We start from the raw sequence: 24,422 nt of genomic DNA on the forward strand, positions 1-24,422 counted from the left end.
GATTGGCGTAGCAGCTGCCGCAGGCGGCGTCAGGGCAAACGCGGCAGGCGCTGGTCCAGCAACTGGGCCAGGGCGCTGTCCGCCGGCCAGTTGCGCAGGAAGCGCGCGCGGTCGCGGGCGTAGGCTGGCGCGAAGCTGGCCTGGCTGCTGTGCTGGCACATGGCATCGAGGTCGATCAGCGCCCAGCGGCCGCTGTCCCAGAACAGGTTGTGGCCCTTGAGGTCGCCGTGGCTGATGCGCTCGCGGGTCAGGTCGGCGAACAGCTGGTCCAGGGCGGTCAGCTCGGCTTCCGGCACGGCGGCGTTATCCACATAGGGCACGAAACGCTCGATCAAGTCGGGGCCGGCCAGGTGCTCGGTGACCAGGTAGGCGCTGCGGCGCAGCCACAGGAAGCGCTTCTCCAGCACCGCCAGCGGCTTGGGCGTGGCGATGCCCAGGAACGCCAGGCGGTTGCCCTGCACCCACGAATGCCAGGCGCGGCTCGGGCGCCAGAAACGCTTGAGCCAGTGGGCGAAGTGCTTGATGTTGTAGCGCTTGATCACCAGCGGCCGGCCGGCCACCTGCACCTGGCCGACACTGGCGGCGCCACCGGTCTTGTACAGGTGGCCCTGGTCCAGCAGGGCGTCGGCCTGGGCCAGCACCGGTAGCATGGCCGGCTCCTCCTCGCGGCGGATGGCGCGCAGCATGAACGCCCCACGCTTGACCGCGAACAGGCTGCACTCGCGGCCCACCTTGGCCAGGAAGTCCTTCAGGCGCCAGGCGCGCACCTTGTCCACCTGCTTGAGCAAGGCCTCCAGCGGCAGCGCGTGCTCGCCGTTGGCCAGCAGGTAATACACCAGCAGTTCTTCGATGAAGGGCTCGAACGGCTTGGGCAGCTGGGCGAAGAACACGCCCAGATTCTGCAGCACGCGCTGGCGCGACAGCGGCTTGCCGGGCTCTTCCACGCAGATGCCGGCGCCATCGATCAGGTACAGCTGGCCGTTGTGGCGCAGCAGGTTGTCCAGGTGCAGGTCTTCCTGCCACAGGCCCTTGGCGTGCATGGCGGCGACGGCGGCCAGCGCCTCGCCCAGCACCTCGGTCTGCGCATCGGCCAGCACCGGCAGGTTTTCCACCGCTGCCCAGGCCTGGGCCAGGCTTTGTGCGCCTTCCAGGTATTCGAACAGCAGCCAACCGCCCTCGCCGTCCTGCAGCCCTTCGGCCAGCAGTTGCGGGGTGGTCAGGCCTTGGGCGGCCAGGTGCTTGACGCCATCGCGCTCACGCTGAAAGTGCCGCGCCGCCTTGGGCCCCACCAGCAGCTTGGCCAGCACCGTGCGGCCACGCCACACGCCCGCACCAACGTAACGCTGGCCGGGCAGCACGCGCAGCAGGCTCAGCAGTTGCAGCTCGGCGCTGCCGGCGGCGTCGGCCAGGGTCAGGCTCAGGGGCACGGCCGGCGCGCGGCCGGCCCTGGTCAGTTCGGCCAGGCGCATCAGCGGCCCTCCTTGTGGCTGCGGCGGCGGGTCAGGCGTTGCAGCCAGTCCTGTACCAGCGGGCTGGCGGCGTCCTGGTTCAGGTAGGCGGCCAGGAATACGCGAATGTCCGCCTCGCCCCACATGGGCGCGCGGCGCAGCAGCGGCTCCAGGTCGCGCACGCGGTCACGCCGGCCAAACAGCGCCGGGCGGGTTTTCTCCAGGTCGATCAGCTGCGCCTGGTAGCCATGGGCACCCTGGCGCAGGAAGATGTGCTTGGGGTAGAAACAGCCATGCACCTGGCCAGCACCGTGCAGCGTGCGCGCCAGTGTGCCGCAGGCGGCCAGGATGGCCTGGCGCCGCGACGCGGTGGAGGCACTCCACTCCAGCAGCAACGCGTCCAGGTCGGTCCAGCCGTCCAGCGCGCGGGTCATGAGGATGGCGCACAGGTCGCCGTCCAGCTTGCGCTGCCCGTAGTAGGCCGCCTGCAACGCGGGGATCGCCAGCTGCTGGTAGCGCCGGATGTTGCGAAACTCGCGGGAGAACGTCGGCTCGCCCAGCGGGTGGTGCAAGGTACGGGTCAGGTAGCCACGCTGGCGCTTGAGGTAATAGCCCTTGCCTTCCAGCTCCAGGCGGAACACCTGGCTGTAGCCACCGCGGGCGGTGTTGGGTTCGTCCACCGGGTCCAGCTGCAGGGTCCACAGCGCATCGAAACTGTCCAGGCCATGACGCTGCAGCAAACCCTGCTCGGCGTCGGCGATGAAGTCGCTCATTCGCGGCCCTCGAAAAACGTGATGATGTGACGGATACGGCGCTTGTCCGAAGCGTTCAAGTGCTTGCGGTTGCGGTACTGCAGGTAGAAACGCAGGCGCTGGGTGTTGGACAGCTGGTACTTGGCCACCTTGTCCAGGCAGGCCAGATCCTTGGTGATGCGGTAGCGCAGCCAGAAGCTGATCCAGAACGCGCCGTTGGGGCAGTCGATGAAGAACAGCGTGTTCTTGTCGTCCACCAGCAGGTTGCGCCACTTCAGGTCGTTGTGGGTGAAGTGCTCGTCGTGCATCGCCCGTGTGGCGCGCGCCAGCTGGCGGCTGATGACATCGACCCAGGCGCGGTCTTGCAGGCGCGGGTCGTGCTGGTCGGCCAACGCCGACATGTCCACGGTGTTGGGCAACTCGCGGGTGATGAGTGCGCCACGGTGGAAGGCCGCGCCCTTGCGCTCCAGGCCCCAGCCGACGATCTGGGCGGTGGGAATGCCCCACTTGGCGAAGCGCTTGAGGTTCTGCCATTCGGATTTCACCCGTGGCCGCCCCAGGTACCGCCGCAGGCCCTTGCCGGCGCCGGTGTAGCGCTTGACGTAGTAGTTCACGCCAGCGACGTTGACGCGGCTGACTTCCGACAGCGGGTCGCGGGTCAGGTGCTCGCCCTTGAGCGCGAACACCGCGTCCAGGGTGCCGAACTCGGCGTGCAGGTGCGCATATTCAGGCGCAAGGTTCCAACCCGCCATCAGAGCGCATCCCCGTAGCGCAGCTTGCGCGCGTAAAGCTTCTCGGCCTTGCCTTCCAGCCAGGCCAGCAGGCGCGCTTCGTCCTTAAGGACCTGGCGCAGCGGCTGCTGGAAGTAACCGCGCAGGAAGCGCAGCTTGTCGCGGCGCGTCAGGCCGATGTCCAGCGCCGAGAAATACAGCGCGGCCAGGTCCTTGTTGCGCCAGCGGCGGGTGATGGCCGGGCGGGTCTGGGCGCGGTGCAGGTCGATCACCGACAGCTTGAAATCGTCCGGTGTCACCGGCTTGTCGGTGTGCAGCAGGAAGTGGCAGATGTAGCAGTCGCGGTGGTTGACGCCGGCGCGGTGCATCATGCCGACCATGCGCGCCACCTCGGCGATCAGCGCGCGCTTGAGGCGCGGCTGCGGCGGCTCGGTGCGCCAGTTGATGCTGAAATCTTCGAGGCTGACGGTAGGTGCCAGTTCTTCGGTGATGATGAACGAATGCTGGTCGGCCGGGTTGCTGTTGCGCTCGCCGTAGGCCACGCCGGACATGGTCGCCACGCCCGCTTGCTGCAGGCGTTCGATGGCCTGCCACTCCTGGCCGGCGCCCAGCACCGGCAGCTTGGCGGTGACCAGGTTCTTGATGATCTCGCCCCAGCCGATGCCGCGGTGGATCTTGACGAAATAGCCGCGGCCATCCACTTCGGTGCGCAGCGTGCGGCGCGCTTCCAGCTCGCGGTACACCTCGCCCTGCAAGGCCTCCACGGCCTCGAACGGGTCGCGCCCGGCCCACAGCGTCTTGAACGGCTCGGCAAGGATCAGCTTCATGAGGCGGCTCCGGCCAGGATCACGTCGGCGGCGTGCTGCGGCATGCTGTACAGGTCAGCGCTGTCGGCGAACGCCAGGCCGTTGCGGCCCCAGTCGGCGCGCGCCTGGCCATCGCTGAGCATGCGCACCAGGTACTGGTTCAACTGCGCCTGCTCGAACGGCTCGTCCAGCACCAGGCCGCAGTCGGCCTCGGCGATGTAGTGGGCGTAGCCGCACACCGCCGACACCAGCACCGGCAAGCCGGCCACGGCGGCTTCCAGCAGCACGGTGCCAGTGTTTTCGTTGTAGGCCGGGTGAATCAGCAGGTCGGCGCCCAGCAGGAAGCGCGGGATATCGCTGCGCCCCTTCATGATCTCCACCTGGTCGCTGAGGCCCAGGGCAGCAGCCTGCAGCTGGAAGAACTTGGGCTCGTCCTGGCCGATGACGAACAGCCGCGTGCGCTTCTTCAGCTCCGGCGGCAGCGCCGCCAGGGCCTTGAGGCTTCGGTCCACGCCCTTGGTCTTGAAGCCGGAGCCGATCTGCACCATCAGCAGGTCGTCGGCGCCCAGCTTGAACTCGGCGCGGAACTCGGCGCGGATCTGCGCGGCGTTGGCCGGCGCCCGGCGGTCCAGGGAAATGCCCGGCGGCAGCAGGTGAAAGCGCTGCAGCGGGGTGTGGTAATGCTTGATGAACAGCGGCTGCTGCACCTCGGAAATCATCAGGATTTCGGTCTTGGCCTGGGGTGCGAACACCGCGCGCTCGAACTCGGCGAAATGCTGGTAGCGGCCCCAGAAACGGTACATGGGGTTGCGCAGGGTCTGGGCCTTGTCCTCGTAGCAGCCGTCGGCGGCGTAGTACACGTCCAGGCCCGGCAGCTTGTTGAAGCCGATCACGCGGTCGACCGGGCGCTTGGCCAGGTCCTTGTCCATCCAGGCGCTGAACTTGATGTTGCGGCGGTGGTTGGAGAACGCCTTCACCGGGCCCACCAGCACCTCGAAACCGGGCGGCACCTCGCCCTCCCAGATCAGCGTGTACACGCGAATCTGGTGCCCGCGCTTCTGGCACTCCAGGGCAATGCGCATGAAGTCGCGCTGCAGCCCGCCAAACGGGAAATACTTGTATAGAACAAACGCCAGTTGCATCAACGAAGATCCTCAGCCAGTAACAATGCGCTTAGTCGGCTCGCCACACGCTCGGGATTCAGGCGAGTGAAGCACAAGGGCCACTCGCGTTTAAGATCGAACCGACGCTGGTCTTCCGGCGTCGGCTGATAGGTACAGGTCTTGGACAGGCACGGGGCACAGGCGAAGTCGCTGGCCAGGTGCTCCTGGTCGCGGCCATAGGCCCCGGTCAGCCCCGGGTTGGTGGGGCCGAACAGGGAAATGGTCGGCACGTCCAGCGCTGCGGCCAGGTGGCCCAGGCCGGTGTCCACCGCCACGCAGGCGCGCGCCGCCACCAGCACTTTCGCCACGCCTGCCAGGTTCAATTTGGGCAGCACCACGGCGTTTTTCAAGCCTGCGGCAATGCGCTCGGCGCGCTCGTGCTCCACCGGGTTACCCCAGGGCAGGCGCACTTCGATGCCGGCATGGCCCAGGCGCTCGGCCATTTCGCGCCAGTAGATCTCGGGCCAGTGCTTGGTGTCCCAGGTGGTGCCATGCAGAAACACTACGTAGGGCACGCGCGACTTGCCGTTGCCCAGGCGCTCGGCCGCCAGGCCGTATTCACCCGGGCCGGGGGCCAGGTCGTAGCCCAGCGCCAGGGCGAACAGCCGGCGCAGGCGCTCCACCGCGTGCTGGCCGCGACCCACGGCCAGGCGCCGGTCGTAGAAGCGGCTGGCCAGGGATTCGCGCGCCGACTCACGGTCCAGGCCGGCAATCGGCGCTTTCACGTAGCGGGTCAGTAAGGCGCTTTTCAACAGGCCCTGGGCATCGATCACCAGGTCGTACTTGCGCTCGCCCAACGCCTGCTTGAAGCGCCGCCATTGGCCGCTCTTGATGGTTTCCCAAACGTTCTTGCGCCAGCGGCGGATGGCCACCGGAATGACTTTATCCACAGCCGGGTGCCAGGTAGGGATCTCGGCGAAGCCTTCTTCCACCACCCAGTCGAAACGGATGCCCGGGATGGCCCGGGCAGCATCGGTCAGCGCCGGCAGCGCATGGATGACATCGCCCAGGGACGAGGTCTTGATCAACAGTACCCGCAACTTAATCGACCCCGACCGTCAGTTCGACCGTGGCCGGCCCTTCCAGCTTCTGCAGGGCATCGGACACCCGTTGCGGCTCCAGCAGGCGCAGGCAGTTGTAGTGGCCGAAGCGGCAGGTGCGGTCAAAGCACGGGCTGCAATCCAGGCCCAGGCGCACCACTTCCACCTGGTCGGCGAGGGGAGGCGTGAAGCCCGGCGAGGTCGAGCCGTACACCGCCACCAGCGGGCGGTTCAGCGCCGCGGCCACGTGCATCAGGCCCGAGTCGTTGGACACCACGGCGTCGGCGCAGCTCATCAAGTCGATGGCCTCGGCCAGCGAGGTCTCGCCGCTGAGGTTCACCGACTCTTCGCGCAGGCCCGGGATCAGCCGGCCGCGAATGGCCTCGCCCACCGGGTGGTCCTTCTTCGAGCCGAACAGCCACACCTGCCAGCCTTCGCGGATTTTCATCTCGGCGACCTTGGCGTAGTGCTCCGACGGCCAGCGCTTGGCCTCGCCGAACTCCGCACCCGGGCACAGCACCAGCAACGGCCGGTCCAGCACCAGGCCGAACTTGGCCAGGGCCGCGTCGCGGCTGGCCGGGTCGATGCGCAAGGTGGGGCGCGGGTACGGCTTGGGCAGCTCGGCGCCCGGCTCGAAGGCCAGGGCCATGAAGCGTTCGATCATCAACGGGTACCGGGCCTTGTCCAGGCGCCGCACGTCATTGAGCAGGCCATAGCGCAGCTCGCCACGCCAGCCGGTGCGCTTCGGAATGCCGGCAAAGAACGGCACCAGCGCCGACTTCAGCGAGTTGGGCAGCAAAATCGCCTGGTCGTATTGCCCCTTCAGCGACTTGCCGATGGTGCGCCGCGTGGCCAGTTCCAGCGCGCCGTGGCCGAGCGGGAAGCTCAAGGCCTGGCGCACTTCGGGCATGCGTTCCAGGATCGGCCGGCTCCACTCGGGCGCCAGCACATCGATCACACAGTCGGGGTGGCGCACCTTGAGGCACTGGAACAGTGTCTGCGCCATCACCATGTCGCCGACCCAGCTGGGTCCAATGATCAGAATTTTCATGCTTTTTCCAGAAACGACCGAGGAGGCAGCAGGCCGTTGGTGTACAGCCTGGCCTCCCCGTCTTGTCTTTTGGTCAGGCGCAGATTGACCGCCTGCGCCCCTTTCAGGCCTTCCAGGCCTCCCAGCCCTGCTACATCAACTCAAGCCCATTTCGGCCCAAATGCGCAGCACTTCCCTACGCTGGGCGACAAACTGATCCCCGCCGATCACCCCGGCCTGCTTCTGCAGGGCCTGGCGGTGGGCGGCCGAGCGGTAGGCCTTGTAGGCTTCACGCAACAGGCTCGCGTCGGTTGCGGGTATCAACCCGGCCTGCTCGAGCCCTTCCAGAATGCGGATATTATCGGTGTATTTCAGCAACGCCGGATAATCCCTGGACCACGCCAGGGCCGCGTATTGCACCATAAATTCAATATCGACGATACCACCGGCGTCCTGCTTGATATCGAACGGCGCCCCTGGCTCGAAGGCGTTGGCCCCGGTGCCGGCGGCAGTGGCCTTGGTGCCCAGGTTGTCGCGCATCTTGGCGCGCATCTCGCTGACTTCGGCGCGCAGCTTGGGCAAATCGCGCTCGCGGCCCAACACCTGCGCGCGCACCTGCTCGAAGGCGGTACCCACGTGCTTGCAGCCCACCAGCACCCGCGCACGCACCAGCGCCTGGTGCTCCCAGGTCCAGGCTTCGTGCTCCTGGTAACGACCGAAGGCGTTCAAGGAACTGACCAGCAAACCCGCGGCGCCAGAGGGCCGCAGGCGCATGTCCACCTCGTACAACTGCCCGGAGTTGGTCTGCGTGGTCAGCAGGTGAATGATGCGCTGGCCCAGGCGGGTGAAGAACTGCGCGCCGTCGATGGGCTTGGCGCCATCGGTCTCGGCGGTGGGGTCGCCGTCGTGGATGAACACCAGGTCCAGGTCCGAGCCGTGGCCCAGCTCGATGCCACCGACCTTGCCATAGCCGACGATGATAAAGCCCGGGTCGCAGGGGCTGCCGTCGGCCCGCTGCGGCAGGCCGTGGCGCGCCACGGTCTGGCGCCAGGCCAACATGAAGACTTGTTCAAGAATGGCCTCGGCCAGCCAGGTCAGGTAGTCGCTGACCTTCATCAGCGGCAGGCTGCCGGCGATTTCCGAGGCCGCCACGCGCAGGCTGTGGGCCAGCTTGAAGTGGCGCAGGGCCTCCATCTGCTGTTCCAGGTCGTCCTCGGGGATGCGCGTCAGCCGCTCGCGCAGCTCGGCGGCCAGTTCCGGCGCCAGCGGCGGGTTGAACAGCCGGCCTTCGTTCAGCAGCTCGTCCAGCAACAGCGGGTAGCGGGCGATCTGCTCGGCAATCCACGGGCTGGCGGCACACAGGGTCAGCAACCGGCGCAGGGCACCGGGGTTTTCGGTGAGCAGCACCAGGTAGGCGGAACGCCGGGCCACGGCCTCCACCAGCGGCAGCACGCGCTCCAGCACCAGGTCCGGGTTGTCGTGTTCCACGGCCTGGGCCAGCAGGCGCGGGATGAACGCGTCGAGGCGCTCGCGGCCGATGCGCTGCATGGCGCGCAGCTGCGGGCTGGCACGCAGGCCGGCCAACTGCCGCAGGGCCTTGCTGGCGTCGCTGAAACCGGCGTCCTGCAGCTGCCGGCAGGCCGCCTCTTCGTCCTGCACGTCTTCCCACAGCGGCAGCCATTCGCCGCCCACGACCACCTCGCCTTCGTCGCCCTCGTCTTCATCGGGGTCGGCAATGACCTGGCGGAAGTGCCAGTCGATACGGCCGCGCCAGTGCATCAGGCGCTCGTGGAAACTGTTCCAGTCAGCGAAGCCAAGCATGAAGGCGATGCGCGCCTGGTCGGTTGCGCCGTCGGGCAGCATCTGCGTCTGGCGGTCGGCGATGGCCTGGATGGCGTGCTCGGTGTAGCGCAGGAACTCGTAGCCCTCGCGCAATTCGGCGATGACCGCAGGCGGCAGGTAACCCTGGCCTTCCAGGGTGGCCAACACCTTGAGCAACGGCCGCTGTTGCAGGCTGAGGTCGCGGCCGCCGTGGATCAGCTGGAACGCCTGGGCGATGAACTCCACCTCGCGGATGCCGCCGGCGCCCAGCTTGATGTTCTCGGCCATGCCCTTGCGCCGCACCTCCTGCTGGATCAGCTGCTTCATGGTGCGCAGCGCCTCGATGGCGGAGAAGTCCAGGTAGCGGCGGTACACGAACGGGCGCAGCATCTCCAGCAACTGCGCGCCGGCCTGCTGGTCGCCGGCCACCACCCGCGCCTTGATCATGGCGTAGCGTTCCCAGTCGCGGCCCTGGTCCTGGTAGTACTGTTCCAGGGCGTTGAAGCTCAGCACCAGGGCGCCGGCCGAGCCGTAGGGGCGCAGGCGCATGTCGACGCGGAACACGAAGCCGTCGACGGTCACCGGGTCCAGCGCCTTGATGAGCCGCTGGCCCAGGCGAATGAAGAATTCCTGGTTGTCCAGCGGGCGCTTCACGCCTTCGGTCTCGCCGCCCTCGGGGTAGGCGAAAATCAGGTCGATGTCCGAGGACAGGTTCAGCTCCACTGCACCCAGCTTGCCCATGCCCAGGATGACCATCTGCTGCACTTCGCCCGTGCGCCGCCCCTTGGGCACGCCGAATTGGTCGCAGTGACGTCTATACAACCATTTATATGCTTCATCTATTGCAGCGTCGGCCATGTCGGACAAATCGCGGCAGGTTTGCACCAGGTCGGCCTGGCGCGTCAGGTCGCGCCAGATGATGCGCACCTGCTGGCGCGCGCGCTGGCGGCGCAGTTGGCGGCCCAGTTCGTCGTCACTGCTCGCGGCGGCCACGGCGGCGGCAAGCTGTGCGCGCAGCTCGCCGGCGGCGAAGCTGCGGTCCAGTTCGCCGCTGGCCACCAGGTCAAGCAGCAGCGCGGGCGTGGCGCTGGCCTGCTGGATGACGAAGTCGCTGGCGGCGCACACATGGTCGAACGCCTGCCAGGTCGCGGCGGGCCAATTGGCCAGGTCACCGGCACGCTCGGTAGTGGCCACGGCGGCTTCGAAGGTCTGGCGATTGCGCGCAACAAGTTGCGTCAAAATGGCCGGCAATTGCACCGTTGTTGGCAGGCTCATGGTCTATCCTTGATCGGCGTGCGAAGGGGGTTGCACGGCACCGGGCGTTTGATTCGCGCCGGTTGGACTGTCGTACAAAAGTTAGAAATAGCTGAAAATTCGTATTTCCTGGCAGAAAGCATCGCACTCAACCTTTCGAGGACTTGTTTTTAACCCACGTTATCGATTTTTCTCACAACGGGACAGGTGGCCAAAAGCCCTCTGCCTGTAGTTTTACTACGATGGTCGCAATGTCAACGCATGAAATGACGAACGATTTGTAGTAAAACTACACGACGCCGGCACAACCCCCGGTAATCCAAGAATCTATATCGTCTGCCCACAAGGCCGTCGCAAACTCAGGCTTCGATTCTGGAAGCCTTTCCGCCCTGGAGCAAGCCATGCAAGACCTCGATCCCGTCGAAACCCAGGAATGGCTGGACGCCCTGGAGTCGGTTCTCGACAAAGAAGGCGAAGACCGCGCTCACTACCTGATGACTCGCATGGGCGAGTTGGCCACCCGCAGTGGTTCGCAACTCCCCTACGCAATCACCACGCCGTACCGCAACACCATTCCTGTCACCCACGAAGCACGCATGCCTGGCGACCTGTTCATGGAACGCCGCATTCGCTCGCTGGTGCGCTGGAACGCCATGGCAATGGTTATGCGCACGAACCTCAAGGATTCGGACCTGGGCGGTCACATCTCCAGCTTCGCTTCCAGTGCGACCCTGTATGACATCGGCTTCAACTACTTCTTCCAGGCCCCGACCGACGAGCACGGCGGCGACCTGATCTACTTCCAGGGCCACACCTCGCCAGGCGTCTACGCCCGCGCGTTCATGGAAGGCCGCATCACCGAAGACCAGATGAACAACTTCCGCCAGGAAGTGGACGGTCAGGGCCTGTCGTCCTACCCGCACCCTTGGCTGATGCCTGACTTCTGGCAGTTCCCGACTGTATCCATGGGCCTGGGCCCGATCCAGGCGATCTACCAGGCACGCTTCATGAAGTACCTGGAGCACCGCGGCTTCATCCAGCCAGGCAAGCAGAAAGTCTGGTGCTTCCTGGGCGACGGCGAGTGCGACGAGCCCGAATCCCTGGGCGCCATCTCCCTGGCCGGCCGCGAGAAGCTGGACAACCTGATCTTCGTCATCAACTGCAACCTGCAGCGCCTCGACGGCCCGGTTCGCGGCAACGGCAAGATCATCCAGGAACTGGAAGGCGTGTTCCGCGGCGCCCAGTGGAACGTCACCAAAGTCATCTGGGGCCGTTTCTGGGACCCACTGCTGGCCAAGGACGTCGACGGCATCCTGCAACGCCGCATGGACGAAGTCATCGACGGCGAGTACCAGAACTACAAGGCCAAAGACGGCGCCTTCGTACGTGAGCACTTCTTCAACACGCCTGAACTCAAGGCGATGGTTGCCGACCTGTCCGACGACGAGATCTGGAAGCTCAACCGTGGCGGCCACGACCCGTACAAGGTCTACGCGGCGTACCACGAAGCGGTCAACCACAAGGAACAACCTACCGTCATCCTGGCCAAGACCATCAAGGGTTACGGTACCGGTGCGGGCGAAGCGAAGAACACCGCGCACAACACCAAGAAGGTCGACGTCGACAGCCTGAAGCTGTTCCGTGACCGCTTCGACATCCCGGTCAAGGATGAAGAACTGGAAAACCTGCCGTTCTTCAAGCCAGAGCCAAACAGCGCCGAGGCCCGTTACCTGGCCGACCGTCGCAACGCCCTGGGCGGCTTCGTGCCACAGCGTCGCGCCAACAGCTTCAGCGTGCCGACCCCGCCACTGGATACCCTGAAGGCTATCCTGGACGGCTCGGGCGACCGTGAAATCTCCACCACCATGGCTTTCGTGCGCATCCTGGCGCAGCTGGTCAAGGACAAGGAGATCGGCCCGCGCATCGTCCCGATCATCCCGGACGAAGCCCGTACCTTCGGTATGGAAGGCATGTTCCGCCAGCTGGGCATCTACTCTTCCGTCGGCCAGCTGTACGAGCCAGTCGATAAAGACCAGGTGATGTTCTACAAGGAAGACCAGAAAGGTCAGATCCTTGAAGAAGGCATCAACGAAGCCGGTGCCATGAGCTCGTTCATCGCTGCCGGTACTTCGTACTCCAGCCACAACCAGCCAATGCTGCCGTTCTACATCTTCTACTCGATGTTCGGCTTCCAGCGTATCGGCGACCTGGCCTGGGCCGCTGGCGACAGCCGTACCCGTGGCTTCCTGATCGGCGGCACCGCCGGCCGTACCACCCTGAACGGTGAAGGCCTGCAGCACGAAGACGGTCACAGCCACATCCTGGCTGCCACCATCCCGAACTGCCGCACCTATGATCCTACCTACGGCTACGAGCTGGCGGTGATCATCCAGGACGGCATGAAGAAGATGACCGAAGAGCAGCAGGACGTCTTCTACTACATCACCGTGATGAACGAGTCCTACCAGCAGCCAGCCATGCCGGCCGGTGTCGAGGAAGGCATCGTCAAGGGTATGTACCTGCTGGAAGAAGACAAGAAGGAAGCGGCCCACCACGTACAACTGCTGGGTTCGGGCACCATCCTGCGCGAAGTCCGCGAGGCGGCGAAGATCCTGCGCGAGCAGTTCAACGTCGGCGCCGATGTATGGAGCGTCACCAGCTTCAACGAACTGCGTCGCGACGGCCTGGCCGCCGAGCGCTTCAACCGCCTGCACCCAGGCCAGAAGCCTCGCGCCACCTACGTCGAAGAGTGCCTGACTGGCCGTAAAGGCCCGGTCATCGCCTCCACCGACTACATGAAGCTGTTCGCCGAGCAGATCCGTCAGTGGGTTCCTTCCAAGGAATTCAAAGTCCTGGGTACCGATGGCTTCGGTCGCAGCGACAGCCGCAAGAAGCTGCGTCACTTCTTCGAAGTCGACCGCCACTTCGTCGTGCTGGCTGCCCTGGAAGCCTTGGCTGATCGTGGCGACATCGAACCTAAAGTGGTGGCCGAGGCCATCGTGAAGTTCGGTATCGACCCCGAGAAACGCAACCCACTGGACTGCTGAGGAGAATTTTCGTGAGCGAGATCATTCGCGTACCTGACATCGGCAGCGGTGAGGGTGAAGTAATTGAATTGCTGGTGAAGGTCGGCGACCGCATTGAAGCCGACCAGAGCCTGCTGACCCTGGAGTCGGACAAGGCGAGCATGGAAATCCCTGCTCCCAAAGCCGGCGTGGTCAAGGCCATCAAGGTCAAGCTGGGCGACCGCCTGAAAGAAGGCGACGACGTGCTGGAGCTGGAAGTCGAGGGTGCTGCCGCAGCACCCGCGGCGCCTGCGCCTGCCGCTGCCGCCCCGGCTGCTGCGCCACAAGCCGCAGCCCCTGCGCCTGCTGCAGCACCGGCCCCGGCCGCTGCTGCCGCCAGCAAGGACGTGCACGTGCCGGACATCGGTTCGTCGGGCAAGGCCCAGATCATCGAGATCTCGGTCAAGGTCGGCGACACCGTCGAGGCTGATCAGTCGCTGATCACCCTGGAATCGGACAAGGCCAGCATGGAAATCCCATCGCCGGAAGCCGGCGTGGTGGAAAGCATCAGCGTCAAGCTGAACGACGAAGTGGGTACCGGCGACCTGATCCTGGTGCTGAAGGTGGCGGGCGCTGCCCCAGCCGCCGCTCCGGCCCAGGCTGCCGCGCCTGCTGCTGCCGCGGCTCCAGCACCTGCCGCCGCACCGGCGCCGGCCGCTGCTGCCGCGCCTAGCGTGCAGGACATCCACGTGCCGGACATCGGCTCGTCGGGCAAGGCCAAGATCATCGAGCTGTCGGTCAAGGTCGGCGACAACGTCGAAGTCGACCAATCGCTGATCACCCTGGAATCGGACAAGGCCAGCATGGAGATCCCGTCTCCTGCCGCAGGCGTGGTCGAGAGCATCAGCGTCAAGCTGGACGACGAAGTCGGCACCGGCGACCTGATCCTCAAGCTGAAAGTCGCAGGCGCAGCCCCCGCTGCTGCCCCGGCCCCAGCTGCCGCACCGGCCGCCGCCGCGCCTGCCGCAGCCCCTGCTGCCAAGGCCCCGGCCGCCCCAGCCCCTGTCGCTGCCGCCCCGGCTGCCGCGTCGGGCGCCAAGGTTCACGCCGGCCCGGCGGTTCGCCAGCTGGCCCGCGAGTTCGGCGTCGAGCTGAGCGCTGTCAGCGCCACCGGTCCACACGGCCGTATCCTGAAGGAAGACGTTCAGGCCTACGTCAAGTCGATCATGACCAAGGCCAAGGAAGCCCCTGCTGCTGCAGCCGGCGCTACCGGCGGCGCCGGCATCCCGCCGATCCCGGTCGTGGACTTCAGCCGCTTCGGTGAAATCGAAGAAGTGCCGATGACCCGCCTGATGCAGGCCGGTGCCACCAACCTGCACCGCAGCTGGCTGAACGTGCCGCACGTCACCCAGTTCGACCAGGCTGACATCACCGAGCTGGAAGCATTCCGCGTCGCGCAGAAAGCCGTGGCCGAGAAGGCTGGCGTCAAGCTGACCGTGCTGCCGCTGCTGCTCAAAGCGTGCGCCCACCTGCTCAAGGAGCTGCCGGACTTCAACGCGTCCCTGGCCCCGAGCGGCAAGGCCATCATCCGCAAGAAGTACGTCAACATCGGCTTCGCGGTAGACACCCCTGAAGGCCTGCTGGTACCGGTCATCAAGAACGTCGACCAGAAGAGCCTGCTGCAACTGGCTGCCGAAGCCGCGGCCCTGGCTGAAAAAGCCCGGACCAAGAAGCTCTCGGCAGACGACATGCAGGGCGCGTGCTTCACCATCTCCAGCCTCGGCCACATTGGCGGCACCGGCTTCACGCCGATCGTCAACGCGCCCGAAGTGGCGATCCTGGGTGTGTCCAAGGCCACCATGCAGCCTGTGTGGGACGGCAAGGCCTTCCAACCCAAGCTGATGCTGCCACTGTCGCTGTCCTACGATCACCGCGTGATCAACGGCGCCGCGGCCGCGCGCTTCACCAAGCGCCTGGGCGACCTGCTGACCGACATCCGCACCATGCTGCTGTAAACCGCTGTTCGCCGCCTCCCCGCGTGGGGGGCGGCCTGTTTTTTCCGAGCGCCACGCTCGTACCTCAACCCCGCCAATTTGGCGGGGCTTTTTTTTGCCTCCAAAACGGCTTCAACATCCTGTAGCCAGGTAAGCAAGGCACACGGTGGCAGGCCGCCTTATAACCACGCCCGTCCGCCACGCAAACGGAAATTTCTCCTACCTATCTGGGAAACGTCTGATACCCCCGGCCCATGACCTTTCTGCATCATGCCCAACGAAACTTTACGGGCCACTCAGGAAGGGTTTCACCATGGCAATCCACGGCTACATGACCGTCACAGGCAAATCCCAGGGGCTCATCTCGGCGGGCTGCTCCACGGTGGACTCCATCGGCAACAAGTGCCAAATGGGCCATACCGATGAAATCATGGTGCTGTCCTACGAACATCGCATGAGCAACATCGACAACAGCCACCGCGCAACGCACCGGCCAATCGTCATTACCAAAAACATAGACAAGTCCACCGCCCTACTCGCCCAAGCCTTGGCAAACCGGGAAAGCCTGGACTGCAAAATCGCGCTGTATCGGATCGCTCCAAACGGCGGCCAGGAAAAGTTTTTCTCCGTAGAAATTGAAGGCTGCATGCTCGCTGATATCGCCACGATCATGCCGCACGCATTAATGCAGAGCGAAGTGGAGGCGCAGGAGCATGTCGCCATCCGCTATCGAGACATCCGCTGGACCCACCACATAGCCGGCACCAGCGGCTATGCCTTTTGGGGCGATACCGAGTGAGGCAGCCCACGGACGCTGAACGCAAACAGGGGTGTGACTTCTGGGAGTTGTCCGAGGCGGCGAACTACCTTGCCAATCACGCTTGCGCGGTCAGTGCGCGTCATATCAATGATCAGATGCTGCGTTTGCAGTTCAACCGTGAGGTGGCCTACTACGCGCGGCAGATCGTCAGGGATGTTGAGGAGGGGAGGAAGACTACTGATGAGGGCATGGAGGCCTTGCGGGCCGAGAAGAATAGCTTGGCCCGCCAATCTACCACCGTCGTGCAACAGGGAGTGGGACTGGTTGCAGGAGCTCTTCAGGTCGCAACCGGAGCGGGTATTTGCTATGCCTCGGTCGGAACGCTTTGTGTGCTTTTTGGCGCGCCGTTGGCAGCGCATGGTGCCAACAATATTTACGAGAATGGAAGGAACATCTGGGAGGGCCGCTCCGATACGCAGGGGCCCGTTCGCAAGATCTATCAAAGAACAGCGAGATTGATGGGAGGTGGCGACTTTGAGGGAAATGTGGCCTATGGAACGATTGATTTAGGCATGTCGGCCTACGGGCTAGGTCGATATATATTGAAACCCGATGCATGGCGACTGTTCCGATATGTAAGCACTGATTTCGTTCAGGCTTATAAGCTGGCCGGCAGAAAAGTGCTTGTGGCAGAGATCGCCGCTAACACCATGACAATCAACGCATTACGCGAAGAACTCCAAAGCAAAAAGGACTAGCCCGGTGCTAGGAACCACAAGCTATATTACTCTACTGATTATTTGGTATTTAGTTTCTTATCGGACAGCCAAACACTTCTCTCATAAAAACTTTACATTAGCGTGGTTCTGGACCATTGTCGCCTTAGGAGGTCTTTGGGGAGGAATACAACTCGGCCTAGCCAAATATGGCTATATATTAATCGTCGGCGACCCAATATACATCTTCAAAGACAATGAAATCGTCCGCTTCGCGGCCCTAGCAAGCGCACTGATGCAAACCGCTTGCATCCCTTCCAAAGAACCCTTCCGAGCGTGGTTCTAACCAAGGGGCAACCTCTATATGAAGTCCGGAAAAGTAGCAGGCGAATCCACTAAATGCGCACGGCCGCAGCGAACCCGCTACGCCTCGGTTGGAACGCTTTGACGGAAGGGCCGATTCGTAAGGTTTATCAAAAAACACCACAGCTAATGGGAGGTGGAAACTTTGAAGGAAATATGGCTTATGGCGCGGTAGATTTAGGGATGTCGGTTTACGGGCTAGGCAGGTATGTACTGAAACCTGATGCATGGCGGCTATTCCGATATGTCAGCACCGACTACGTACAGGCGTACAATTTGGCCGGAAAAAAAGTACTCGCGGCAGAGGCGCTTGCTGACGGTGTAACAATCAGCGCCCTAGTTGAAGAGATCCGGAATAAAAAGGATTAGGCCAATGCTAGGGACCATAAGCTATATCTCTCTATTGATTGCCTGCTTTCTAGCATTTTACGTGGCAGCCAGACACTTCTCCCACAAGAATTTCAAACTGAAGTGGTTTTGGACCATTGTCGGCCTAGGACTGACATGGGGGTCCATTCAGCTTGGATTGGCTAAATATGGGTACATATTCTTCATCGGCGAGTCAATATACATCTTCCAAGACAATGAAATCGTCCGCTTTGCGGCCCTGGCAAGCGCACTGATGCAAACCGCGTGCATCCCTTCCAAAGAACCATTCCGAGCGTGGTTCTAACCAAAGGGCAACATCTAAATGGAATCAGGAAAAAGCGGGCGGCTCGACTAATCGTGGACGTCTGAAAAAGACTGCGGGACCTGATTTACGCGTACTGCGGGGAAGCCCAGCGCGGCCTGATTCACGCTAGAAGCCCCAAGCGGTCCTCAAGAGAGTGACGTAGCCTGGCGGCAGCGGCTATGGGTTGTGGTGGGGCCTTGGAGGTGTGCGCTTGGGATTTTCGGCGTTCGTCAGACCGCGCGCCGCCCGCGCGGCGCTTCCCCGCCTGACGCGCAAGCCCGGTCCTACATCTGTTTCGGGCGTGCACAGTCGGTGGCATCTGCGCAGTCCGCCTTGTTGGCAGGGCAACAAATTGGGGTCACCCCAAGCGATTTCGCTTTAGAACCACCCGGTCTCTGGCGCCAACAAAACCACCACAAACACTGATTTTCACGGGAAATTGAAGTATCGAACCGCACTGCCGATAACGATACAGGCACGGAGCCACTGTATTGCTTGTCAGCCTGAGCGCCATGATGCAACCTTGCCACATGCGCCCGGAACCCTGAGGGTTTGTACCCGCCCGCGCACGACCAGCACTCTTGAAGCGAGCTCCCCATGAAAAGCCAACCCGATGCCGCCAGCCGTATGGCGGCCGAGGTAGTGACGCAATTACCGGTGCCTTCGCGCCTCGGTATGCTGCGTTTCGAACGGCTGAATGAAGCCAATTGGGCTCTGCTGTTCCTGGACCCCAACTGCGAGCGCCAATTTGGCCTGCCCGCGGCGGAGCTGTGCGCGCTGGTCGGCTCGCCCTACGCCAGCCTGATGGAGCCCGAGGCTCGCTACCAACTGCACGACGCCATCCAGCTGCAGCTGGCCAGCAAACCCCATTACCTGGTGCGCTACACCCTGCACACCTCGGCCGGCCCGCTGGCGCTGCTGGAGCTGGGCGAGCCCTACAAGCAGCACAACCGGCAGCTGCTGCGTGGCTACCTACTGGTGATCGACGACCTGCTGGGCGAGCTGCTGCCCGGCCAAGGCGACCTGGAGTCGCAGAACAACCGCCTGCAGATCGCCCTGGAGCTGAACCAGCGCGCCCAGCAGGAGCAACTGCAGCACCTGGACCGCGTGCGCGCCCAGCAGGACCTGATCCTGCGCCTGGCCCGCCAGCGCTACAGCACCAACAACCCGATGCTCGAAGCGGCGCAGCTGATCACCCGCAGCGCCTGCGAAATCTACGACATCGGCGGCGCCAGCCTGTGGAATCTGACCGACCAGCGCATGGAGCCCATCGCCGCCTACGACGGCCTCAAGGGCGAATACCGCCCGTTGCAACCCATCGACGTCAGCCGCTACCCCGATTACCTGGAGGCGCTGCACACCAGCCGCGCGGTAGACGTCAACGACACCGCCTTCGACCCGCGCACCCACGAGATGGTCGAGAGCCTGCGCGCGCGCGACATCAACGCCATCCTCGACGCCAGCATCCGCATCGACGGCCAGGTGGTGGGCGTGCTGTGCCTGGAGCAGACCGGCGAAACCCGGCCCTGGCAGTCCGACGAGATCGCCTTCGCCGGCGAGCTGGCCGACCAGTTCGCCCAGGTCATCAATAACCACAACCGCCGCGCCGCCACCAGCGCCCTGCACCTGTTCCAGCGGGCGGTGGAACAGAGCGCCAACGCCTTCCTGCTGGTGAACTGCGACGGCGTGGTGGAGTACGTGAACCCCAGCTTCACCGCCATCACCCAGTACAGCACCGAAGAGGTCCACGGCCAGCGCCTGTCGCAGTTGCCGGCCCTGGAGAACCTCAGCGAAATTCTGTTCGACGCCCCCGGCAGCCTGGCCAACAGCAACAGCTGGCAGGGCGAGTTCAAGAGCCGCCGCAAGAACCTGGAACCCTACTGGGGCCAGCTGTCGATTTCCAAGGTGTACGGCGACAACCGCGAGTTGACGCATTACATCGGCATCTACGAAGACATCACCCAGAGCAAGCTGGCCCAGCAGCGCATCGAGCGCCTGGCCTACACCGACAACCTCACCAGCCTGGGCAACCGGCCGGCGTTCATCCGCAACCTGGACGAGCGCTTCGCCCGCGACAGCGACACCCCCATCAGCCTGCTGCTGGTGGACATCGACAACTTCAAGCGCATCAACGACAGCCTCGGCCACCAGACCGGCGACAAGCTGCTGATCAGCCTGGCCCGGCGCCTGCGCAACAGCCTGAGCCCCAGCGGCAGCCTGGCGCGCTTCGCCAGCAACGAGTTCGCCGTGCTGCTGGACAACACCGACCTGGAAGCCGGCCAGCAGACCGCCGTGCAGGTGCTCAAGACCCTCGACAAGCCGATGTTCGTCGACAACCAGCTGATCAACGTCACCGGCTCCGTGGGCCTGGCCTGCGCACCGCTGCACGGCCGCGACCCGCAGACCCTGATGAAGAACGCCGGCCTGGCGCTGCACAAGGCCAAGGCCAACGGCAAGCACCAGGTGCAGGTGTTCACCGAGGCGCTGAACGCCGAGGCCAGCTACAAGCTGTTCGTGGAAAACAACCTGCGCCGCGCCCTGACCCAGAACGAGCTGGAGGTGTTCTACCAGCCCAAGCTGTGCCTGCGCACCGGGCGCCTGCTGGGCATGGAAGCGCTGCTGCGCTGGAACCACCCGGAAAAAGGCATGATCCGCCCCGACCAGTTCATCAGCGTGGCTGAAGAAACCGGCCTGATCATCCCCATCGGCAAATGGATCGCGCGCCAGGCCTGCCGCATGACCAAGAGCCTGATCGCCGCCGGGCTAGGCCGCCTGCAGGTGGCCATCAACCTGTCGCCCAAGCAGTTCTCCGACCCCGACCTGGTGGCGTCCATCGCCCACATCCTCAAGGACGAAGCCCTGGACCCGGCGCTGCTGGAGCTGGAACTCACCGAAGGCCTGCTGCTGGAAGCCACCGACGACACCCACCAGCAGCTGGACCAGCTGAAGGCGCTGGGCCTGACCCTGGCCATGGACGATTTCGGCACCGGCTATTCGTCGCTCAGCTACCTGAAGAAATTCCCGATCGACATTCTCAAGATCGACCGCAGCTTCATCCACGAGATTCCCGACAACCAGGACGACATGGAGATCACCTCGGCGGTGATCGCCATGGCCCACAACCTCAAGCTCAAGGTGGTGGCCGAAGGCATCGAGACCGCCGAGCAGCTGAACTTCCTGCGCCGCCACCGCTGCGACGTGGGCCAGGGCTACCTGTTCGACCGCCCTATCCCCAGCCACGAGCTGCTGCGCCGCCTCAAGCGCTACCCACGCGGCCCAGGCGCCTGACATCGGCGCCACTCTCGGGCAAACTACCGGGCTATCAATAGATGACCACCCAGGTTATCCACACCTGCCTTCAGGGGAATGGGACATGGTTCTGCGCTCGGAGATTCTTGTGAACAAAAACGTCTTGCCCACCGCTGCCCAGGCGCTGCCTGGCCGTGAAACAGCCATGACCGTGCCCACCGAGCACTTCGTCAACGGCCGCACCCTGACCGGGCCGTTCCCGGAGGGCCTGGAAGTGGCCATCCTGGGCATGGGTTGCTTCTGGGGCGCCGAGCGCCTGCTGTGGCAACAGCCAGGCGTGTACACCACCGCCGTGGGCTACGCTGGCGGCATGACGCCCAACCCTACCTATGAAGAAACCTGCTCGGGCCTGACCGGCCACAGCGAAGTGGTGCTGGTGGTGTTCGACCCCAAGGAAACCAGCTACGAGGCACTGCTCAAGCCGTTCTGGGAATCCCACAACCCTACCCAGGGCATGCGCCAGGGTGGCGACATCGGCACCCAGTACCGCTCGGTAATCTTTGCCACCACGGCTGAGCAGCTGGCTGCGGCCGAGGCCAGCAAGGCCGCGTACCAAGAGGAACTGACCAAGGCCGGCGAAGGTGAGATCACCACTGAAATCGCCGAAGCGCCGACCTTCTACTACGCCGAGGCGTACCACCAGCAGTACCTGGCCAAGAACCCCGAGGGTTACTGCGGCCTGGGTGGCACCGGCGTGTGCATGCCGCCTTGGTTGAACCGCTAACTACGCCTATTGCGTAGCCGCTGCCGCCAGGCTGCGCTGGCCCTATGCCCCACTGGAAACCTCCAGTGTTCACACCGGCCAGCGCAGCCTTCGGCAGCGGCTACGATCTCGGGGCGTAGCACCTCTGTAGCAGCGGCCGCCAGGCCGCGTCACAGGCGCCGCCGAATCACTCGGCAATCAGCCAGTCCATCTGCCAGCTGCCCTGGGTCTGGCCCAGCTTCTCGGCCAGCCACGGCAGCAGCTCACGCAATTCCTCTTCCAGGCCCCACGGCGGGTTGGCGATGGCCAGGCCCGAACCGTTCAGGCTCTGCGGCGTATCCACCGGGTGCACCAGCAGCTCCACGCGCAACAACTTGGGCGCGCCGCTGCCGGCCAGGTCCTGGTAGAAGCGCTTCAGCGCACGCTGGTCCTTCACCGGGTACCAGATGGCTGCCACGGTCTGGCGCATGCGCCCTACCGCCTCTTTCAGCGCCTTGGCGCAACGCTGCATCTCGTCCATCTGCTCGAACGGCGGGTCGATGAGCATCACCGCGCGCTTTTCCGGCACCGGCAGCAGGGCCCGCGGCACGTGCCAGCCCTCGCCAAGGTGCACGGCCACGCGGCGGTCGCCCTTCATGTTGTCTTTCAGCAGCAGGCCGTCGGCCGGGTGCTTCTCGTTGAGCTGCACGCGGTCCTGCGGGCGGGTGAGGCGGCGGGCCACCTCGGGCGAACCCGGGTAGTAGCGCAGCTCACCGTCGGGGTTCATGTCGCGCACCAGGCCCATGTAGTCGGCGGTCAGCGCCGGCAGGTCATCGGCCTGCCACAGGCGGGCGATGCCTTCCAGGAACTCGCCGGTGCGGCTGGCCTGGTCGCCACGCAGGTCGTACAGACCAATGCCGGCGTGGGTGTCCAGGTAGGCAAAGGGCTGCTCCTTGCGCGACATCAGCGCAAGCAGGCGGCTCAAGACCAGGTGTTTGAAGACGTCGGCGTGGTTGCCGGCGTGATAGGCGTGACGATAGTTCATGGCAACTCCTGCAAGGCCCGGGAGTTTACCTCGGCGCGGCCCTGCAACCCAAGGCTGCAGGGCCGCGATCCGATCATTTGCCGGCGTGGTAGGCCGCGCTGGAGGCGTCGAAACGGTCACGCACGGCCAGCGACGGCGCCTTGCCCAGCACGCTGACCAGCCAGATGGCCAGGGTGGCGAAGGCAAAGCCGGGGATGATCTCGTACAGCGGCACCGGGCTGAACTGTTTCCACAGCACTACCGTTGCCGCGCCCACGACGATGCCGGCCAGGGCGCCATTGCGGGTCATGCCCCGCCACAGCACCGACAGCAGCACCACCGGCCCGAACGCCGCGCCAAAGCCGGCCCAGGCGTAGCTGACCAGCCCCAGCACGCGGTTTTCCGGGTTGGCGGCCATGGCAATGGCCACCAGCGCCACCAGCAGCACCATGCCGCGCCCCACCCACACCAGCTCGCGCTGGCCGGCGGCCTTGCGCAGGAAGGCCTTGTAGAAGTCTTCGGTCAGGGCGCTGGAGCACACCAGCAGCTGGCAGCTCAGGGTGCTCATTACCGCCGCCAGGATGGCCGACAGCAGCACACCGGCCACCCAAGGGTTGAACAGCAGTTTCGCCAGTTCGATGAACACCCGCTCGTGGTTGTCGCTGACCGGCCCGGCCAGCTCCGGGTGCGCGGCGAAATAGGCGATGCCGAAGAAGCCCACGGCCACGGTGCCGCCCAGGCACAGGATCATCCAGGTCATGGAGATGCGCCGGGCCTTGGCGATGGACTTCACCGAGTCTGCCGCCATGAACCGCGCCAGGATGTGCGGCTGGCCAAAATAACCCAGGCCCCAGCCCAGAAGCGAGACGATGCCGATGAAGCTGGTATTGCGCAGCATGTCGAAGTGCGCCGGGTCCTGGGCGGCGATGGCCAGGAAGGTGGTGTCGACGCCGCCGGTGGCCAGCACCACGACGATGGGCGTGAGAATCAGGGCGAAGATCATCAGCGTCGCCTGCACGGTGTCGGTCCAGCTCACCGCCAGGAAACCACCGACAAAGGTGTAGGCAATGGTCGCCGCCGCACCGGCCCACAGGGCGGTCTCGTAGCTCATGCCGAAGGTGCTTTCGAACAGCCGCGCGCCGGCGACGATGCCCGAGGCACAGTAGATGGTGAAGAACATCAGGATCACCACCGCCGAGATCACCCGCAGCAGGCCGCTGCGGTCCTCGAAGCGGCTGGCGAAGTAGTCCGGCAGGGTCAGGGCGTCGCCGCAGTGCTCGGTCTGCACCCGCAGGCGGCCGGCCACGAACAGCCAGTTGAGGTAGGCGCCGACGATCAGGCCAATGGCGATCCAGCTTTCCGACAGCCCGGACAGGTAGACCGCGCCAGGCAGGCCCATCAGCAGCCAGCCGCTCATGTCCGAGGCACCGGCCGACAGCGCCGTGACCACGCTGCCCAGGCTGCGCCCGCCCAGGATGTAGTCGGAGAGGTTATTGGTCGCGCGGTAGGCCATGAAGCCGATCAGCACCATGGCGAGGATATAGACCACGAACGTGATCAAGGTGGGGTTGCTCACACCCATCGGGGAAACTTCCTTTTAGTTGTTGTTATGTAGCAACCACCGGGTTGCACCTTTTTGCACGAAGGCTGATGCCCCGGGAAAGGGTTGCACCAACGAAGTGCATTTTGGTGCGATCAGCGGACAGGGCGCAACCGAAATGGCCTGCAAGTTGCACCTTGTTACACAACAGCCGGCTCCCGCCCGCAAAGCCCTGGTTCTGCTTCCTTTGGGAGCATTGGGCGCGCGCCGCGCACTGCCGTTGTGCAGATTCGCCACACAAAAAATGCAAG

Annotated in this window: 17 protein-coding genes; 7 read left to right on the forward strand and 10 right to left on the reverse strand. The window is 64.4% G+C overall.

Going from position 1 to position 24,422, the window contains the following annotated elements; all coding sequences use genetic code 11:
* Positions 1 to 29: 29 nt before the first annotated feature.
* The 8 genes from AC0Z2B_RS01025 to glnE all read right to left on the reverse strand — a co-directional run bounded on the left by AC0Z2B_RS01025 (position 30) and on the right by glnE (position 10,066).
* Positions 30 to 1,469, reverse strand: a complete 1,440-nt coding sequence (locus AC0Z2B_RS01025) for a lipopolysaccharide kinase InaA family protein (protein ID WP_476294802.1) — start codon at positions 1,467 to 1,469, stop codon at positions 30 to 32.
* Positions 1,469 to 2,221, reverse strand: a complete 753-nt coding sequence (locus AC0Z2B_RS01030; RefSeq protein ID WP_476294803.1) for a lipopolysaccharide kinase InaA family protein — start codon at positions 2,219 to 2,221, stop codon at positions 1,469 to 1,471. The genes AC0Z2B_RS01025 and AC0Z2B_RS01030 overlap by 1 nt, the downstream gene beginning before the upstream one ends.
* Positions 2,218 to 2,952 carry a lipopolysaccharide kinase InaA family protein gene (locus tag AC0Z2B_RS01035; RefSeq protein ID WP_476294804.1) on the reverse strand — a complete coding sequence of 245 codons (735 nt, stop codon included), beginning with the start codon at positions 2,950 to 2,952 and terminating at the stop codon, positions 2,218 to 2,220. The genes AC0Z2B_RS01030 and AC0Z2B_RS01035 overlap by 4 nt, the downstream gene beginning before the upstream one ends.
* Positions 2,952 to 3,758: a lipopolysaccharide core heptose(I) kinase RfaP gene (rfaP, locus tag AC0Z2B_RS01040; RefSeq protein WP_476294805.1), complete on the reverse strand. Its 807-nt coding sequence runs from the start codon at positions 3,756 to 3,758 to the stop codon at positions 2,952 to 2,954. Before rfaP ends, AC0Z2B_RS01035 begins: the two co-directional genes overlap by 1 nt.
* Positions 3,755 to 4,879: a glycosyltransferase family 4 protein gene (locus AC0Z2B_RS01045; protein ID WP_476294806.1), complete on the reverse strand. Its 1,125-nt coding sequence runs from the start codon at positions 4,877 to 4,879 to the stop codon at positions 3,755 to 3,757. Before AC0Z2B_RS01045 ends, rfaP begins: the two co-directional genes overlap by 4 nt.
* Positions 4,879 to 5,940: a lipopolysaccharide heptosyltransferase I gene (gene waaC, locus AC0Z2B_RS01050; protein WP_416422098.1), complete on the reverse strand. Its 1,062-nt coding sequence runs from the start codon at positions 5,938 to 5,940 to the stop codon at positions 4,879 to 4,881. The genes AC0Z2B_RS01045 and waaC overlap by 1 nt, the downstream gene beginning before the upstream one ends.
* 1 nt (position 5,941) lies before the next feature.
* On the reverse strand, positions 5,942 to 6,991 hold the full coding sequence (gene waaF / locus AC0Z2B_RS01055) for a lipopolysaccharide heptosyltransferase II (RefSeq protein ID WP_416422097.1): 1,050 nt from the start codon (positions 6,989 to 6,991) through the stop codon (positions 5,942 to 5,944).
* Positions 6,992 to 7,126: 135 nt separating this feature from the next.
* Entirely contained in the window at positions 7,127 to 10,066 is a 2,940-nt protein-coding gene (gene glnE, locus AC0Z2B_RS01060) for a bifunctional [glutamate--ammonia ligase]-adenylyl-L-tyrosine phosphorylase/[glutamate--ammonia-ligase] adenylyltransferase (protein WP_476294807.1), read from the reverse strand.
* A 380-nt stretch (positions 10,067 to 10,446) separates the two neighbouring features.
* On the opposite strand from glnE, the gene aceE reads away from it, so the two are divergent.
* The 7 genes from aceE (at position 10,447) to msrA (ending at position 21,589) form a co-directional block, all read left to right on the forward strand.
* A complete protein-coding gene (gene aceE, locus AC0Z2B_RS01065; protein ID WP_416422095.1) occupies positions 10,447 to 13,092 on the forward strand; it encodes a pyruvate dehydrogenase (acetyl-transferring), homodimeric type in 2,646 nt (881 codons plus the stop codon).
* An 11-nt stretch (positions 13,093 to 13,103) separates the two neighbouring features.
* Positions 13,104 to 15,065 (forward strand): dihydrolipoyllysine-residue acetyltransferase, encoded by a 1,962-nt coding sequence (aceF, locus tag AC0Z2B_RS01070; RefSeq protein ID WP_476294808.1) that lies wholly within the window; start codon positions 13,104 to 13,106, stop codon positions 15,063 to 15,065.
* A gap of 292 nt (positions 15,066 to 15,357) precedes the next feature.
* A complete protein-coding gene (locus AC0Z2B_RS01075; protein ID WP_476294809.1) occupies positions 15,358 to 15,843 on the forward strand; it encodes an Hcp family type VI secretion system effector in 486 nt (161 codons plus the stop codon).
* Positions 15,840 to 16,562: a DUF4225 domain-containing protein gene (locus tag AC0Z2B_RS01080; RefSeq protein WP_476294810.1), complete on the forward strand. Its 723-nt coding sequence runs from the start codon at positions 15,840 to 15,842 to the stop codon at positions 16,560 to 16,562. Before AC0Z2B_RS01075 ends, AC0Z2B_RS01080 begins: the two co-directional genes overlap by 4 nt.
* A gap of 357 nt (positions 16,563 to 16,919) precedes the next feature.
* Positions 16,920 to 17,252, forward strand: coding sequence for a DUF4225 domain-containing protein (locus tag AC0Z2B_RS01085; RefSeq protein ID WP_476294811.1), 333 nt, complete (start codon positions 16,920 to 16,922; stop codon positions 17,250 to 17,252).
* A 901-nt stretch (positions 17,253 to 18,153) separates the two neighbouring features.
* Entirely contained in the window at positions 18,154 to 20,844 is a 2,691-nt protein-coding gene (locus AC0Z2B_RS01090) for a sensor domain-containing phosphodiesterase (RefSeq protein ID WP_476294812.1), read from the forward strand.
* 85 nt (positions 20,845 to 20,929) lie between these two features.
* Positions 20,930 to 21,589, forward strand: a complete 660-nt coding sequence (gene msrA, locus AC0Z2B_RS01095; protein ID WP_476294813.1) for a peptide-methionine (S)-S-oxide reductase MsrA — start codon at positions 20,930 to 20,932, stop codon at positions 21,587 to 21,589.
* Positions 21,590 to 21,755: 166 nt separating this feature from the next.
* Here the strand turns inward: msrA and AC0Z2B_RS01100 are convergent, their stop codons facing one another.
* Together AC0Z2B_RS01100 and putP are read right to left on the reverse strand one after the other, a co-directional pair.
* Positions 21,756 to 22,592 carry a 23S rRNA (adenine(2030)-N(6))-methyltransferase RlmJ gene (locus tag AC0Z2B_RS01100; RefSeq protein ID WP_476294814.1) on the reverse strand — a complete coding sequence of 279 codons (837 nt, stop codon included), beginning with the start codon at positions 22,590 to 22,592 and terminating at the stop codon, positions 21,756 to 21,758.
* A 73-nt stretch (positions 22,593 to 22,665) separates the two neighbouring features.
* Entirely contained in the window at positions 22,666 to 24,153 is a 1,488-nt protein-coding gene (gene putP, locus AC0Z2B_RS01105) for a sodium/proline symporter PutP (RefSeq protein WP_476294815.1), read from the reverse strand.
* Positions 24,154 to 24,422: the final 269 nt, after the last annotated feature.

It is taken from the genome of Pseudomonas sp. GYB4201 (assembly GCF_056312595.1).